The sequence below is a fragment of the Pedobacter cryoconitis genome, from assembly GCF_014200605.1.
Lineage (GTDB): Bacteria > Bacteroidota > Bacteroidia > Sphingobacteriales > Sphingobacteriaceae > Pedobacter > Pedobacter cryoconitis_B.
The window spans coordinates 841,477-859,876 of record NZ_JACHCE010000001.1 but is presented as its reverse complement, the minus strand read 5'-3'; the positions used below and the strand labels follow the sequence as shown (position 1 = coordinate 859,876).

Here is an 18,400-nt window from a genome sequence, read left to right as displayed (position 1 = left end):
AAGGCGCTTAAAATTTAATTGATCAGCTAAATTAGTTTAGCTGTTTTAGCTAATAATGTTTCTATTCTTTTAACCACATAATCCAGGTCAAACGGTTTACTGATATAAGCATCAGCACTTGCAGCAACACTTTTTTCTTTACTTTCCGGATTAGCTGACATCACAATAACAGGAATATGTTTAGTAAAAATATCAGTTTTCAAATCATCACAAATTTCAATTCCATTTCCATCAGGCAACATCACATCTATAATAAACAAATCAGGAAGGGCATCATTAAGTTTACTTTTCAGTTCAGCAAAACTTGATGATAATTGTAATTCATAGCCTTCATCTTTTAACAAAAATTCAATAATGTACCTGATATCCTGATCATCTTCCAGCACGTGTATTCTTTTCTTCATAATTGTTTTTGGTGTGTTAATTTAAATTTCCCACAATATGCAAACATTGTTCCGATTTGTTCAGTTCAATCATATTTTATTCTAACTATCTTTTCTTAAGACTTCTAAAGGTGGATATTTTAACACTCCCCTGCTGCTTAGCATTCCAGTAATTACTACAATCAGGGTTATTGAACTAAATAAGAGCAGCACCGGAAAAAGCTGGGGAGTAAAACTGGTATTAAAAATATACGCAGCCAGCGCCCAGCTTCCGGCCATTGCAATGATCACTCCGGCAAGGGAAGCCAGCAAACCTAAAAACAAATATTCAATAGCCGTAATAGCAAGAATCTGTATGCTTTTTGCCCCAATCGTCCTTAACAATACAATTTCACGAAGCCTTTGATTTTTGCTGCTCCGGACAGCAGAAATTAAAACGATCCAACCTGTAATAATACTGAATGAGGCCATAAAGCGAATCACAAAGCTGATTTTGCCTAATAAAGTATCCAGCACCTGTAAAACCAGCCCCAGATCAATTACAGAAATATTAGGGAATTTCCTGACTACGGCAGCCTGAAATTTAGCCGAAATTTTAGTATCAGGTGTTTTAGTCATCAGTACATGAAATTGTGGCGCATCTTCCAATACTCCGGCTGGAAATATAACACGAAAATTAGTCTGTATCCTACCCCATTCCACACTCCTTAAACTTCCTATAATTGCAGGAATCATCATCCCCTGAACATTGAAAAGCATTTTATCTCCTATTTTCACACCGATTCGTTCTGCGTAACGTTCGTCCAAAGAAATATAGACCTGATCACCAGGAGATTTTACCCGCCCGATCCATGTTCCACTGGTAATCTTTTCTGCACTGGTCAGTTTGGTTTGATAACTCGCTCTGATTTCATTTTTAAAAGCAGAGGCAGAATTCTCCCTTTTCACTTTGCCATTGTCAGCATCTTTTTCATGTTTCAAACTATCAGCCAATGCGAGTTGTGAAGCTGTTTTGCCATTAATTTCCTCCAGGCGCATAGTTACCACAGGAACCTGGTTCATTAGTGGCAGATGATATTGTCTGGCCAAAGTATTTACGGATTTAACCTGGTCACCCTGAATGTCAAAAAGCGCCATATTAGGTTGAACTTTTCCAGAGGATAATGTCACCTTATTCACAAGAATTCCCTGAACAAAATACAAGGTAGTGATTAATGTAGTAGATAAACCAATCGCTATAATCAGCATAAGGGTCATATTATTGGGGCGATATAAATTGGAGAATCCCTGACGCCATATATACGCTATTCCCGGAGGAAGTGCTTTTTTCACCAGCATTAATAACAGGACTGATAATCCATAAAATATCAATATAGTAATCAAAAGACTTAATGAGAAGACCATAGCCTGAAACCAGTTGCTCATCTGCAGATAACTGAAGCCAAGTATAAATAAAAAGATAACCAGGTAAACTATCATTTTTAAAGGGTCAATGCGTTCCTTAGCCTGCTCAAATGATAGTCTTATTGCATTTAGCGGAGATACTTTACGTACAGCAATTAAAGAAGGAAGTGCGAAAAGTATGGCAATGAATACGCCTGTGACAATTCCCTGTAAAATTGCCGCCCATGAGATATGCATCGTAAAGTCTACAGGCAGAAAATCTTTGAGTACATAGGGCAATAGGAATTGTAGCCCGGTGCCAATTGCAGCACCTGAAATTGCACCCGCAAACCCGATAAAGGTAAGCTGAATCAAATAGATAAAAAATGCCTCCCGGGCACTCATACCCAGGCAACGTAAAGTAGCTATTGCACCTAATTTTTCGCTAATATAAACATGAATAGCGCTTCCTACTCCAATACACCCTAATAACAGGGCGATAAACCCTGCCAGAGAAAGAAACTGATTAAGATCTTGAAATGCACGACCTGTATTTTGCTTTTTAGACTCCACTGTTTCGTGGTCTAACCCTTCCTTATCCAGAACAGGCTGAATCTTTTTCAACAGTATTGGAATATCAGCTTGCCGCTCAAACTTATAATAATAAGAATAATGAATCCGGCTGCCAAATTGGGCAAGGCCTGTTTGAGGAAGATAATTAAAAGGGATATAAACTACCGGCGAAATTGAAGCCATAACTCCAATCTGTCCGGGAGCCTGATCCAGATAACCTGCAATAGCAAAATTAAGTTTCCCCACCTGGATAGAATCACCTGGTTTAGCATTAAACTGCAGCATCACGGTCTTGTCAACCAGTGCATTTCTACCCTGATACCATCGCTTAGCCGCTGCTGCTGGTGTAGTTTCTATAGCTCCGTAAAAAGGATATTTTCCTTTTAAGGCTTTGATCTGAACCAATCGGCTTCCCTGCCCTTTGATAAAATAAAGCATAGAAGGAAAACTCTGCTCCTTTGCCCTTTGATCCCCCAGGCTATCTAACATAGCCATTACAGGCTCGCTAATAGCTTTACGACTGTCAATGATTAGGTCTGCACCAGTTAAGGCCTTAGCCTGTTCATCAATATCCCGCTGCAAATTATCCCCAAAAGAATAAACTGCGACAAGAGCTGCAATACCTAAAATTATGGAGGAGGTGAAAAGGAACAGTCTTGACCGGTTTTTACGGCTATCCCGCCATGCCATTTTAAATAACCAGGAAACAGAAACGGTTTTTCGGAAAACGGGTTGTTGATCAGGCATATGTCTTTTGTTCATCAGCTATTATTACTCCGCTTTTTAACTTAATAATCCTGTCGGTACGGGATGCCAGTTCTAAATCATGGGTTACAATAACCAATGTGGTTCCAGCCTCTTTATTTAAATCAAAAAGGAGACGGATTACTTTTTCACTGGTTTCGCCATCAAGGTTTCCTGTTGGCTCATCAGCAAATAAAATAGCAGGTGTATTGGAAAAGGCTCTTGCTAAGGAAATCCGTTGTTGTTCTCCTCCTGAAAGTTGCACGGGATAGTGATTGGCCCGGTCCGTTAACCCGACTTTATCTAATAATTCCATAGCCCTTGGACGGATATTCTTTTCTCCTCTCAGTTCAAGCGGAACCATAATATTTTCTATAGCAGTTAACGTAGGTAATAATTGAAAGTTCTGGAAAATAAAACCTACATAATGATTACGCACAGCTGCACGTTCATCTTCCGAAAGTGTATCCAATAAAACATGGTTTAACTCTACACTCCCCTGACTTGCCCGGTCTAAACCGGCACATAAGCCTAATAATGTAGTTTTACCACTACCTGAAGGGCCTGTAATAGCCACAGTAGACCCTTTTTGAATAGAGAAATTAATATGATCAAGTATAGTTAGTGAAGATGCTGCGGTGTTATATTGTTTACTGACTTCTTTTATGTTGAGTATGGTTTCCAAAGAAATAAAGTTAAATGATGATATTTATTGATATTTGATTTAAAAACTGATATTTTGTTACTTACTAAATATATCAAAAAACAATCCCTTTGTATGATGAAGAGCAATAAGTTACGTTATGATTACATCATTTTAATAATCTGTCTCTGTATGCTAAGTAGTTGCGGTGATATGGAGCGTAAAGCACCAGAAAATACAATTAAAGATTCTGCCAGAACAACCGCTCCTGAAAAATCAGAAAAGGTTAAACATATTTTATTTTTCGGGACCAGTCTGACTGCCGGGTTGGGTGTAAATCCTGAACAAGCTTTCCCAGCTTTGATTCAACATAAAATTGATTCTTTACACCTCCCTTATAAAGTTGTCAATGCCGGTTTAAGTGGAGAAACTTCGGCCGCAGGAAAAAACCGTATCGGATGGATATTGAAGCAACCAGTAGATATCTTCGTTTTAGAATTAGGCTCTAATGATGGTCTTAGAGGTATTCCTGTAAAAGAAACAGCAGCGAATCTGCAGGCTGTGATTGATCAGGTAAAAAAGAAATATCCAGAAGCCAGGCTTTTACTTGCAGGGATGCAAATGCCCCCTAGTATGGGAGAAAAATACACGAGCAGCTTTGCTGCTATTTTTCCTGTATTAGCAAAGAAAAACAAGATGGACTTCCTTCCTTTTCTGTTAAAAGATGTGGGTGGTATCCCTCGTCTAAACCAAAAAGACGGGATACATCCAAACCCTGAAGGACACAAAATTGTAGCAGAAAATGTATGGTTAAAATTACACTCTGAACTGTAATCACTCCTAAAAAACGATCTATCTTTAAAATATGGATTCCAACTTAGCAGTTAGTCAGCTGATATCTTATTATAATAATGATCAGTTCTCTAAAATATATACCTTACTTACTCCCGAATTTCAGCAGGTTTTTAATGAAAAATCTGTTGTTAATTTTTATAAGCATTATTTAAAAAGTATCCTCGGAAAGATTGTTCACTGGAAATACGTCGCTGAGAATAATGAGATGGCAGAATACCTGGTAGACTTTAGAGCGGGAGAGTTATTATTAAAAATAAGTATAACCCCGGACAATCTTATCGAGTATCATGAATGGGAACCCGTTCATCAGGAAGAAATAATTTTGAATCCCAGAGATCCGCTGACAATCTTATCCAATAATCCAAAACAAACCAGGCTGCATCATTTTATAGATGAGATGGCTATTAAATATCTTAGAGATCCTGATAACAGGGGCTTAAGTATTGGTGTAGTGAATGGAATTGATACTGAAACTTTCTTTTACGGAGAAACACAGGGAGGAAATAACATTTTACCCGATGAACACTCACTTTATGAGATAGGGTCGATTTCCAAAACATTTACTGCCTTGATGATTGCTCATGCGGTAAATGGGAATAAAATAAAATTAAAGGATGACATCAGAAAGTATCTGCCCGGCAATTATCCTAATCTGCAATTTGAGGGTACGCCAATAAAAATCGTAGATCTGTGCAATCATACTTCAGGGTTACCAGGTATTCCTGAGGATTTTGAAGACCACCCTGATTATGAGGAAGACAATCCATATCAGAATTATTCAAAAGAAATGATTTATGATTATCTTAAGAATTTCGTCCCTGATGAACTTCCCGGTTTAAGAGCTGAATATTCAAATCTTGGCTTTGCAATCCTGGGGATAATCCTTGAAAACATTTATCAGACTCCTCTTGAAACCCTTCTTCAGGAGATGATTACTTTTCCCCTGAAAATGACCGATACGAATTATGAAGTCAAAAAAAAGCATCAGGATTTTCTGACGATTGGTTATGATGATGAAAAAAGCAAAGACGCTTTTTATTGGGATATGGGGTCTTTCAAAGCTGCCGGCGGCTTAAAATCGAATGTCAATGATATGATTACTTACCTCCGTGCAAACATGGAGGACCGTAATAAAGACATCTCATTATCTCATCAGGAAACTGATCTTCAACCTGGATTTGGCAGAGGCCTTGCCTGGATCGTACAGTTTTTAAATGATGACGTTGTAATCTGGCATAACGGAGGGACAGCTGGGTTCAGAAGTTTCAGTGGCTTCACCAAAGAGAAACAATGTGGTATAGTTGTATTAAGTAATTCAAGCAAAGATGTAGACAGCCTGGCACTTGAAATCCTCTTACACCTCATTCAGAACAAATAATAATTTATTGAATTGAAACTGGTCTGAAATAAGCTTTAAAATACTCTTGGACAGATAGATGATTTAGGTGCTTTTCCAAAGGCAATACCTACGGTAATTTCATGTGTCCCGGACTGGTATCCATTGAGTTTAGATAGCGCATAATCATAAGAATATCCTATTCGGAAACGCTCATTCACATAAAACTGAGCAATGCCTATCAATGCAGCCTGATTAGTTACATCTGTATTCTGATATTCTTTTTTAAATGCTTTAATACTTGTGCGGTATCCTCCGCCAAGCCATAGTTTATCATTAAATATCGCCATGATATTAAAATCTGCATTGGTCGGCCCCTTGAAATCTTCTCTGATCATCATACTTGGTCTGATCCTCAAATCTGTAGAAACATTAACCAATCCTCCTGCAATAAAATAGACATGCCTGCTGCGTGTAATGTTATCCGGAAGTCCGGCACTTCTTCTATAATCATCTACTGATTTACTATTATTCAAAAGATTCAATGCTGAAATACCAGTGTACCAGTATGGGGTAGTATAAAAAATTCCTGCCCGGAAGTCTGGGGCGAGCTTACTTGAACCCCCTGTTGGTATCGTTCCGTCTCCCCCGTCTACCGAGGTAAGCGCACTTCCATTTAAACTGTATTGTGCTGCTCCTACTCCCAGCCCAAAACTTAAACGACGGGTATCGGCACCATCCAGCTGAATACGAAATGCGTAATTCAGTGTAATTGAATTTGAAGACTGCGGACCTAATTTATCAGAAGTAATCTGTAAGCCTACACCATGTTTGGTTGTCTGAGGATCAAGAATCCCATCAATAGAAATCTGCCCGGTTTTAGGTGCGCCCTGTATACCTACCCATTGATTACGTAAAGCCATCTGAGCAAACCATTCTTCTTTGTATCCTGCATATGCAGGGTTAACGCTTAAAGTATTGAATATATATTGTGAAAACTGGATATTTTGCTGCGCAGTGGCCTGACCGGAAAATAAACCGATTGAGCAGATGAACAGAAATATTTTGTACAGTTGTTTCATTATCAGTTTATCTTTTTATAAGTATCCAGCCATTTTTAGTCACCTTGCTGCCGGCTTTTTTCAACGTGATGATATAGTAATATGTTCCCTCTGTTAATCCAGATCCATCCCAATCATCCAGATAATTGTTATTCTTGTAAACCTCATTACCCCAACGATTGAAAACTATCAATTCAATACCATCAAAACTTTCTCTTCCAATGATTTTGAACGTATCATTTTTACCATCTCCATTTGGGGTAATGGTATTTGGGATGAAGAGTTCAATTGGGGTAACTGTAATATTTACATATGCTTTGTTACTTTTATTCGGAGTTCCAGCTTTAGAATCATATATATAATAGGTGAATTCATCTTTTCCTGAATAACCTCTATCTGGTGTGTAAGTGACAGTTCCGTCACTATGAACATCTATCCTTCCATTTGATGGACGACTGTTAATTTCTACGCTGGCTTTGTTCAGGCCATGGTGTGAAGGGAAATCGTTACCAGCAATATTAATGGTAACAACCTGATTAATCTGAACTTGTGCCTTGTCGTCTATCGCCTGTGGTGCATCTACTATAATGTGAACTGTTGGATCATCATTATTTGCTTGTGTACCTGAAATATCAGAAACCGGATCTCCGGATGGTGTAGTTGCGTTAACAGTAGCTGTATTAACTACTCTTCCATCCCTTTTCTCTTCATCTGATACTTTATAGGTAGCGGTAACTGTGATGGAAGCCCCTGCTGCAATTTCATTTACAGGTAATTCTATTTTCCCTCCTATCCTTGTATCTATCAGATTCAGGTTATAGAGTTTCACCCTTCCTGTATTGGTTATTTTGAAAGTATAAACAATAGTAGAAAAATCACTGCTGATAACTCCGGTTTTAACCAGAACAATTGATCCATTAGTCACAATATCTACCATTGAAACAGCTGTTAAAGGGGCTGGAGCTTCCGCTGTATTTACAGTTGCCGTATTAATGATTTTACCTGATCTGACAGTAGGTTTTCCATTATCATCAATATCTGTCTGGGTAACACGATAAGTTCCGGTATATACCCATGATTCATTAGCCTCAAGAATTCCGTTTCCATTATCTCCATAAGCAGGCCCGGTTAACCGGCCACCCAGAAATGGATCTGTTACCTCCACATGAGTATGATTGGCTGTACCGGTATTTTTGACGGTGATTGTATATTGTATCTGGTCTCCAGCCGCAGAAACAACATTAACATTTGCAGTTTTTGTGATGGCCAGACCATTGCAAACCGGTACGTTAACAGTAACTGTAAAAGTATTTCCCGGGCAACCGCCTGAAACTGATGTTGGCGTAATGCTATAAATGACTTGCTGAATGATATGGCTTGTATTATTTAAAGTAGCGTTAATTATATTTCCCGAACCACTACGCTGACCTTTTACATTATTATTAGGGGCAACTGTCCAGGTAAATTGAGAAGGAATTGAATTTCCGCCGCTTGCAGTATTATTTACATTGTCCTGCAAATTATATTGAATACTATTGTTTGTACAGGTCAGACCACTGATTACATCATTAAAACCAACCGGACTTGGGGTAACAGTTATTGTTCCATTTAATTGCTGTGCCTGACATAATCCGCTGGCACGAACAATATAGTTGAATACTCCTGATATCCCTGGATTTCCATTGATCGTGACTTGCTCATTGGTATAGGTCCATAATATTCCTGATGGCAAACCAGTCACAGTGACTTCAGTAGCATTTGTAGTTTTATAGGTGATTGTTTGAAGGTTATTACTGTTTACACATAAGGTTTGGTTTGTTGTTGACAATGCAGAAGTTAATTGTAAACTGGTATTAGGATTTACCTTAATCACACCATTCAGCGTTACTGAAGCACAACCTCCTGTAGTTGTTATGGTATAAGGGAAAGTTCCTGCCAAAGCTGGATTTCCAATAATCGTAAATTCTTTAGTTGCCGGATTATAACTTCCTGTTATTCCTGCAGGTAAAGAGGATGTTGTTACACCTGTAGCATTAGTTATTTTATAAACTATCGGTGTTAGCGGGGTATTGATACATAAAACAGGTTGATCACTTCCTACCGGAGAAATAAGATCCATGGTTGCATTCGGATATACATCAATCTGTCCCTGAAGTTGCTTGGAATCACAATCTCCTGTTATTGTTACAGTGTAAAGAAATGTACCTGGCTGCGAAGGAGTTCCACTAATGGTTAACAATCCGCTTGAATAGTTCTGGATTAAACCGGTAGGAAGATTAGTTGCAATTGCCGTTCCGTTGTTGATCGTGTATACAATGCCTGTAATTGGCGTATTGATACAGGCAGATTGATTGTTACTGCCAGAGGTTAATGAAATTTCGACATTGGGTTTAACTTTGATCGTACCAGTAGTTGTCACTGATTGACAGTCACCGGTTGCAGTAATTGTATACGTAATCAGACCAGCGGTTTTTGGCGTTCCACTGATGGTGAATTTGCCTGTTGCAGCATCATAGTTGCCGGTAAGTTCTATTGGTAAACCGGTAACCGTTGCATTCTTCCCATTGGTTATCAGGTACTGAATCTGCGTAATCGCGTGGTTAACGCATAATGTCTGTTGATCTGTGTTCACAGCCGAGCTCAGTGCGATGTTCACATCTGGCTTAACTTGTATCGTGCCGGTAATTGTCGCTGGCTGGCAGTCACCGGTTGCCGTAATTGTATAAGTAATCAAACCTGCGGTTTTTGGCGTTCCACTGATGGTGAATTTGCCTGTTGCAGCATCATAGTTGCCGGTAAGTTCTATTGGTAAACCGGTAACCGTTGCATTCTTCCCATTGGTTATCAGGTACTCGATTTGCGTAATCGTGTGGTTAATACATAGTATCTGCTGATCTGTGTTCACAACTGAGCTAAGCGCAATCGTTACATCTGGTTTAACTTGTATCGTGCCGGTGATTGTCGCTGGCCCGCAGTCACCGGTTGCAGTAATTGTATAGGTAATCAGACCTGCGGTTTTTGGCGTTCCACTGATGGTGAATTTGCCTGTTGCAGCATCATAGTTGGATGTCAGTTCTATTGGTAAGCCTGTAACATTCGCATTCTTTCCATTGGTCACCAGGTACTGAATCTGCGTAATCGCGTGGTTAACACAAAGTGTCTGTTGATCAGTTAAAGCAGCAGAGCTCAGCGCGATGGTCACATCTGGTTTAACTTGTATCGTGCCCGTAATTGTCGATGGCTCACAGTCACCAGTCGCATTAATTGTATACGTAATCAAACCAGCAGTTTTTGGAGTACCAATGATCGTAAACTTACCCGTTGCAGCATCGTAATTACCTGTCAGTTCTATTGGTAAACCGGTAACCGTTGCATTCTTTCCATTGGTCACCAGGTATTGAATCTGCGTAATCGCGTGGTTAACACAAAGTGTCTGTTGATCAGTTAAAGCAGCTGAGCTCAACGCAATCGTTACATCTGGTTTAACTTGTATTGTGCCAGTGATTATCGCTGGTTCGCAGTCACCAGTCGCAGTAATTGTATACGTAATCAGGCCTGCCGTTTTTGGCGTTCCACTGATGGTAAACTTACCCGTTGCAGCATCGTAGTTGGATGTCAATTCTACTGGTAGACCTGTAACCGTTGCATTCTTCCCATTGGTCACCAGGTACTGAATCTGAGTAATCGCGTGGTTAACACAAAGTGTCTGTTGATCCGTATTCACAGCCGAGCTCAGTGCGATGGTCACGTCTGGTTTAACTTGTATCGTGCCCGTAATTGTCGCTGGTTCACAGTCACCTGTCGCAGTAATTGTATAGGTAATCAGACCAGCAGTTTTTGGAGTACCAATGATCATAAACTTACCCGTTGCAGCATCGTAATTGCCTGTCAGTTCTATTGGTAAACCGGTAATCGTTGCGCTCTTACCATTGGTTACCAAATACTGAATCTGCGTAATCGCGTGGTTAACACATAGTGTCTGTTGATCAGTTAAAGCAGCAGAGCTCAACGCAATCGTTACATCTGGTTTAACTTGTATCGTACCCGTAATTGTCGCTGGTTCGCAGTCACCAGTCGAAGTAATTGTATACGTAATCAGGCCTGTCGTTTTTGGCGTTCCACTGATCGTAAATTTACCTGTTGCAGCATCGTAGTTGCCGGTAAGTTCTATTGGTAAACCGGTAATGGTTGCATTTCTGCCATTAGTTACTAAATACTGAATCTGCGTAATCGCGTGGTTAACACAAAGTGTCTGTTGATCAGTTAAAGCAGCTGAGCTCAACGCAATCGTTACATCTGGTTTAACTTGTATCGTGCCAGTGATTGTAGCTGGTTCACAGTCACCTGTCGCAGTAATTGTATACGTAATCAAACCAGCAGTTTTTGGAGTACCACTGATCGTAAACTTACCCGTTGCAGCATCGTAGTTGGATGTCAATTCTACTGGTAGACCGGTAACCGTTGCATTTCTGCCATTGGTTACCAGGTACTGAATCTGCGTAATCGCATGGTTAACACAAAGTGTCTGTTGATCAGTTAAAGCAGCTGAACTCAATACGATGGTCACATCTGGTTTTACCTGGATTGTGCCCGTAATTGTCGCTGGTTCACAGTCACCTGTCGCAGTAATTGTATACGTAATCAGGCCTGCCGTTTTTGGCGTTCCACTGATCGTAAATTTACCTGTTGCAGCATCGTAGTTGCCGGTAAGTTCTATTGGTAAACCGGTAATGGTTGCATTCTTACCATTGGTTACCAAATACTGAATCTGCGTAATCGCATGATTAACACATAATGTCTGCTGATCAGTTAAAACAGCTGAGCTCAGCGCAATCGTTACATCTGGTTTAACTTGTATCGTGCCCGTAATTGTCGCTGGCCCGCAGTCACCAGTCGCAGTAATTGTATACATAATCAGACCTGCGGTTTTTGGCGTTCCACTGATGGCAAATTTACCTGTCGCAGCATCGTAATTGCCTGTCAATTCTATTGGTAAACCGGTAATGGTTGCATTCTTTCCATTGGTCACCAGGTACTGAATCTGCGTAATCGCGTGGTTAACACAAAGTGTCTGTTGATCAGTTAAAGCAGCTGAGCTCAACGCAATCGTTACATCTGGTTTAACTTGTATCGTGCCAGTGATTATCGCTGGTTCACAGTCACCAGTCGCAGTAATTGTATACGTAATCAGGCCTGCCGTTTTTGGCGTTCCACTGATCGTAAATTTACCCGTTGCAGCATCGTAGTTGCCGGTAAGTTCTATTGGTAAACCGGTAATGGTTGCATTCTTTCCATTGGTCACCAGGTACTGAATCTGCGTAATCGCATGATTAACACATAATGTCTGCTGATCAGTTAAAACAGCTGAGCTCAGCGCAATCGTTACATCTGGTTTAACTTGTATCGTGCCCGTAATTGTCGCTGGCCCGCAGTCACCAGTCGCAGTAATTGTATACGTAATCAAACCAGCAGTTTTTGGAGTACCACTGATCGTAAACTTACCCGTTGCAGCATCGTAGTTGGATGTCAATTCTACTGGTAGACCTGTAACCGTTGCATTTCTGCCATTGGTTACCAGGTACTGAATCTGCGTAATCGCGTGGTTAACACAAAGTGTCTGTTGATCAGTTAAAGCAGCAGAACTCAATACGATGGTCACATCTGGTTTAACTTGTATCGTGCCCGTAATTGTCGCTGGTTCGCAGTCACCAGTCGCAGTAATTGTATAGGTAATCAGGCCTGCCGTTTTTGGCGTTCCACTGATGGTAAATTTACCCGTTGCAGCATCGTAGTTGGATGTCAATTCTACTGGTAGACCGGTAACCGTTACATTCTTCCCATTGGTTACCAGGTACTGAATCTGCGTAATCGCGTGGTTAACACATAGTGTCTGTTGATCTGTGTTCACAGCTGAACTCAGCGCGATGGTCACGTCTGGTTTTACCTGGATCGTGCCCGTAATTGTCGCTGGCCCGCAGTCACCAGTCGCAGTAATTGTATACGTAATCAAACCAGCAGTTTTTGGAGTACCACTGATCGTAAACTTACCCGTTGCAGCATCGTAGTTGGATGTCAATTCTACTGGTAGACCTGTAACCGTTGCATTTCTGCCATTGGTTACCAGGTACTGAATCTGCGTAATCGCGTGGTTAACACATAATGTCTGTTGATCAGTTAAAGCAGCAGAACTCAACGCGATGGTCACGTCTGGTTTAACCTGGATTGTACCCGTAATTGTCGCTGGCCCGCAATCACCTGTCGAAGTAATTGTATAAGTAATCAAACCTGCCGTTTTTGGCGTTCCACTGATCGTAAATTTACCCGTTGCAGCATCGTAATTGGATGTCAATTCTACTGGTAATCCCGTAACCGTTGCGCTCTTACCATTGGTTACCAAATACTGAATCTGCGTAATCGCGTGGTTAACGCATAGTGTCTGCTGATCCGTATTCACAGCCGAGCTCAGTGCGATGGTCACATCTGGTTTAACTTGTATCGTGCCCGTAATTGTCGCTGGCCCGCAGTCACCAGTTGCAGTAATTGTATAGGTAATCAGACCAGCAGTTTTCGGGGTACCACTGATTGTAAACTTACCCGTTGCAGCATCGTAATTGCCTGTAAGTTCTACTGGTAAACCGGTAATTGTTGCATTTCTGCCATTGGTTACCAAATACTGAATCTGCGTAATCGCATGATTAATACATAATGTCTGCTGATCAGTTAAAGCAGCTGAGCTCAGCGCAATCGTTACATCTGGTTTAACCTGGATCGTGCCAGTGATTGTCGCTGGCCCGCAGTCACCAGTCGCAGTAATTGTATACGTAATCAGGCCTGCCGTTTTTGGCGTTCCACTGATTGTAAACTTACCCGTTGCAGCATCGTAATTGCCTGTAAGTTCTATTGGTAAACCGGTAATCGTTGCATTTCTGCCATTGGTTACCAGGTACTGAATCTGCGTAATCGCGTGGTTAACACATAATGTCTGCTGATCAGTTAAAGCAGCTGAGCTCAGTGCGATGGTCACATCTGGTTTTACCTGGATCGTGCCCGTAATTGTAGCTGGTTCACAGTCACCTGTCGCAGTAATTGTATAGGTAATCAGACCTGCGGTTTTTGGAGTACCAATGATCGTGAATTTACCCGTTGCAGCATCGTAATTGCCTGTAAGTTCTATTGGTAAACCGGTAATCGTTGCATTTCTGCCATTGGTTACCAGGTACTGAATCTGCGTAATCGCGTGGTTAACACATAATGTCTGCTGATCAGTTAAAACAGCTGAGCTCAGTGCGATGGTCACATCTGGTTTAACCTGGATCGTGCCAGTGATTGTCGCTGGTTCACAGTCACCAGTCGCAGTAATTGTATACGTAATCAAACCAGCAGTTTTTGGAGTACCACTGATCGTAAACTTACCCGTTGCAGCATCGTAGTTGCCTGTAAGTTCTATTGGTAAACCGGTAATCGTTGCATTTCTGCCATTGGTTACCAAATACTGAATCTGCGTAATCGCGTGATTAACACATAATGTCTGTTGATCAGTTAAAGCAGCTGAGCTCAGTGCGATGGTCACATCTGGTTTAACTTGTATCGTGCCCGTAATTGTAGCTGGTTCGCAGTCACCAGTCGCAGTAATTGTATACGTAATCAAACCAGCAGTTTTTGGAGTACCACTGATCGTAAACTTACCCGTTGCAGCATCGTAGTTGGATGTAAGTTCTACTGGTAAACCGATAATCGTTGCATTTCTGCCATTGGTTACCAGGTACTGAATCTGCGTAATCGCGTGATTAACACATAATGTCTGCTGATCAGTTAAAGCAGCTGAGCTCAGTGCGATGGTCACATCTGGTTTAACCTGGATCGTGCCCGTAATTGTCGCTGGCCCGCAGTCACCAGTTGCAGTAATTGTATAGGTAATCAAACCAGCAGTTTTAGGCGTACCACTAATCGTGAACTTACCCGTTGCAGCATCGTAGTTGGATGTCAATTCTACTGGTAATCCCGTAACCGTTGCGCTCTTACCATTGGTTACCAAATACTGAATCTGCGTAATCGCGTGATTAACACAAAGTGTCTGCTGATCAGTTAAAGCAGCTGAGCTCAGTGCGATGGTCACATCTGGTTTTACCTGGATTGTGCCCGTAATTGTTGCTGGTTCACAGTCACCTGTCGCAGTAATTGTATAGGTAATCAAACCAGCAGTTTTAGGCGTACCACTAATCGTGAACTTACCTGTTGCAGCATCGTAGTTGGATGTCAATTCTACTGGTAATCCCGTAACCGTTGCGCTCTTACCATTGGTTACCAAATACTGAATCTGCGTAATCGCGTGATTAACACATAATGTCTGCTGATCAGTTAAAGCAGCTGAGCTCAACGCGATGGTCACATCTGGTTTAACCTGGATCGTGCCCGTAATTGTCGCTGGTTCACAGTCACCTGTCGCAGTAATTGTATAGGTAATCAAACCAGCAGTTTTAGGCGTACCATTAATCGTGAACTTACCTGTCACAGCATCATAGCCGGACGTCAGCTCTACCGGTAAACCCGTAACAGTCGCATTCTTCCCATTGGTCACCAGGTACTCAATCGGCGTAATCGAATGGTTAATACATAATGCCTGTTGATCAGTTAAAACAGCAGAACTTAAAGCAATTGCTGTATTTGGTAAGACATTGATCTCTCCTGTGGTGGTCGCTGTACCGCAACCTCCTAATGTATTCACAGTAAACGAAAATTTTCCTACTGCAGAGGAAGTTCCGCTAATGATAATTTGTTTTTTTACCGGATCATAAACACCTGTTATATCAGGATTAAGTTTATCAAAATTTATACTTGCTATACCAGCATTCTGAACCTGGTATACAATTGTTTTTATGGCCTTACCTACACAGACACTCTGAATAGCTGTACCAGACGCAGGAACCAATCCAATTGAAGCCTTAGGTGTTACAGTAATCGCACTCTGTTGAAATTGTGCATTACTACAGGTTGAATTGGAAACATTGAGAATTGTATAAGTAAATGTTCCCGGTATAGTAGTTGGTTGATTTATCGTAATTGAATTACTGGAGCTTAAGGTAGTTATCGTCTTAACAGCACTCGTAGTCGTTCCATCACTAACCGTATAAGAAAAAGTATAAGGCCCGGTGCCGTTAGATCCTGTAAAAATAACCGGAACGTCAGCCCCTCCTTCACATATATTTATACCTAATGGCGAGATTTGCGCCGTAGGCAACTGATTAACTGTTAATTTTACAACATCAGAAGTAATATTACATCCGCCAGGAGAATTCACCCTAACCCTATATTGATTACTATTATAGGTGGCCGGTACTCTGCTAATGGTTAACGTATTTGTTTTTGCCCCTAATGATCCATCGGGGTCAGGTAAACTGCTCCAGCCGCTGGTCGGATTAAATGATTCCCACTGATAAGAAAGATTCGGGCCTGTAGCTATAACCGTAGAAGTAAAATTAGAGTTCTCACAAATGGTAGCACCTTTAGGCTGCGTGGTAATTATAGGAGAATTAATGTTAAAGGTAGCCGTTCCTACTGATGATTTGGCCCCGTAAATATCCATAAAAGTGAATGTAATTGACGCAGAACTGCCAGTAAAAGCCGGATCAGGAGTATATATAAGTTTTTTAGTATTGGCCAGATCAAATTGAAAAGTCCCTGCAGGCGTAGTAATTTTCTGATCAATTTCTGGAGTTGAAGGATCAAGATCTACATTAGCCGGGTTTGGATCACCTCCTGCATTTGGTTTTGTAGCCCCGGTCAATATATCAAGGCTCCCTGAAGCACCCTGACAAATATCAATAGAAGGACTGGGTGCCTTTGGCTGATCAAGTACACTTTTATCAACGCTCAGAGACAATCCCCTGATTTCATGATAATTGTTACTCCCACCAGTAGAAGAAGCAATCCCATATTTTAAGCCGGATGCAGGAACAGCTACATTATAAGGATAATTAACAATGACAGGAGTAACGATGTTACCATGCTGAATACTAACATTAATCAGCAGTCCGACACCTGGCTTAATAGGTTTTAAGCTAATAAATACTTTACGATATGCGGGGTCACCCGGCATAGCACCTCTTTTTCCACCAGCAATAGTAAATGCATCACTACCAGTATTTGTTAATTTAGAAGTGAGGTATTCATAATTACTTGTTGTGGTCGAATAACCATCTCCGGCCCCCCTTATTACAACATAATCAGGAAATAACGAGGATGTTGCATTCTTTGGCGGTGTGAGCCCACCGACCCTGTCTTCTAATGAGTTTGCAAAATTACCATATTCATCAAGTCCAATACCAAGATAACCTTTGGTGACACCTGGCAAATTAATCTTATTTACACCTTCATAATAACTTTTTTGCGAATAACCAAGAGAACCTCCAAATGCACCTATATTAAATGTCGGAACAGTAGCATCAAACAAGAAAAAGCATATACCATCTGCACCAGTTCCACCATAAGTATAGTATTCAAACTCTATATTCAGTCCATAAGTACCCAGAAAGATATTATTTGAATAAACATATCCTTTTTGATTGTTGTCAATATTAGTCAATCTCAAATATCCCTGACCCGCGGCATCAAGCGGCGCACCTCCTTTTGGCGGCACATTACCTGCTGTTAAAAATGCAGTTAGGTCACCTCCGAATACTACATCCGGCTTATTGGTGGTTGCATTTCTAAACGTTTCATCATAAGGGAACTGTGCTAAACTAAAAAATGGATTTAGTAAAAATAGAAAAAGGAAGACTGCCCCTCCCCATGTTAAGAATCCTTTTCTTGCCGAAACCCCTCCACTACTCATAAGCTCTCTTAATGAGCATATCAGCGAAGTAAACTTTGTTAAGAGTTTAAAACGACGAGGTGTTTTCATAGATAGCGTTAGCGTAGACCAATTACAGCAAACTGCTTATCTCCCAATGCAAAAAACTATTTCAAAATTTATAATTGACATTGAATAAATCTGATAGTTAAAAACCCCAATCATCTCGGAATCAATATTTCACATTAGTTAATAGTTCAATTTACATCTACAAAATAGGGACAATTAATAGTATTATCCAAATTTTAAGCCTCTAAAATTTTCTTTTAATAATTCTTGTGCCAAAAAAATTAACAATATCAGATAAACAACTAAATAAACACTCCAAATAGTTGTGTGATCATCAAACGACACAAATAAAACGTATTAAACGCAAAACAAAGACATAATCAAAAAATCACTAAATACATATTTAATATCAAAAAGAGAAAAACACAAAGTTAAATAATTAACAAAATAAATATTATTGAGTAATAATTCCCCACATTGTGCAATCTATTGCACAATATACTAATAAGAACAAAAAACAGAAAAAAACAAGGTTTATAGCTTGAAAAAGCAACAATCAAAGAA

General features: G+C 40.4%; 7 protein-coding genes. 2 read left to right on the top strand and 5 right to left on the bottom strand.

Features of this window, described 5'->3' with window-relative positions; all coding sequences use genetic code 11:
* Positions 1 to 26 precede the first annotated feature (26 nt).
* The 3 genes from HDE68_RS03935 to HDE68_RS03925 all read right to left on the bottom strand — a co-directional run bounded on the left by HDE68_RS03935 (position 27) and on the right by HDE68_RS03925 (position 3,768).
* The gene (locus HDE68_RS03935) at positions 27 to 404 is read right to left on the bottom strand and encodes a response regulator transcription factor (protein WP_183879123.1); all 378 of its coding nucleotides are present in this window, start codon (positions 402 to 404) and stop codon (positions 27 to 29) included.
* Positions 405 to 485: 81 nt separating this feature from the next.
* On the bottom strand, positions 486 to 3,101 hold the full coding sequence (locus HDE68_RS03930) for an ABC transporter permease (RefSeq protein ID WP_260171604.1): 2,616 nt from the start codon (positions 3,099 to 3,101) through the stop codon (positions 486 to 488).
* Positions 3,079 to 3,768: an ABC transporter ATP-binding protein gene (locus HDE68_RS03925; RefSeq protein WP_183879121.1), complete on the bottom strand. Its 690-nt coding sequence runs from the start codon at positions 3,766 to 3,768 to the stop codon at positions 3,079 to 3,081. Before HDE68_RS03925 ends, HDE68_RS03930 begins: the two co-directional genes overlap by 23 nt.
* A gap of 150 nt (positions 3,769 to 3,918) precedes the next feature.
* Here HDE68_RS03925 and HDE68_RS03920 point away from each other — a divergent pair, with 150 nt between their 5' ends.
* Together HDE68_RS03920 and HDE68_RS03915 are read left to right on the top strand one after the other, a co-directional pair.
* Entirely contained in the window at positions 3,919 to 4,560 is a 642-nt protein-coding gene (locus HDE68_RS03920; protein WP_260171603.1) for an arylesterase, read from the top strand.
* Between the two features lie 31 nt (positions 4,561 to 4,591).
* Positions 4,592 to 5,959, top strand: a complete 1,368-nt coding sequence (locus HDE68_RS03915; protein ID WP_183879119.1) for a serine hydrolase domain-containing protein — start codon at positions 4,592 to 4,594, stop codon at positions 5,957 to 5,959.
* A 35-nt stretch (positions 5,960 to 5,994) separates the two neighbouring features.
* Here the strand turns inward: HDE68_RS03915 and HDE68_RS03910 are convergent, their stop codons facing one another.
* Both HDE68_RS03910 and HDE68_RS03905 read right to left on the bottom strand, forming a co-directional pair.
* On the bottom strand, positions 5,995 to 6,999 hold the full coding sequence (locus tag HDE68_RS03910) for a type IX secretion system membrane protein PorP/SprF (RefSeq protein WP_183879117.1): 1,005 nt from the start codon (positions 6,997 to 6,999) through the stop codon (positions 5,995 to 5,997).
* Positions 7,000 to 7,006: 7 nt separating this feature from the next.
* Positions 7,007 to 17,878 carry a gliding motility-associated C-terminal domain-containing protein gene (locus HDE68_RS03905; RefSeq protein ID WP_183879115.1) on the bottom strand — a complete coding sequence of 3,624 codons (10,872 nt, stop codon included), beginning with the start codon at positions 17,876 to 17,878 and terminating at the stop codon, positions 7,007 to 7,009.
* Positions 17,879 to 18,400 lie beyond the last annotated feature (522 nt).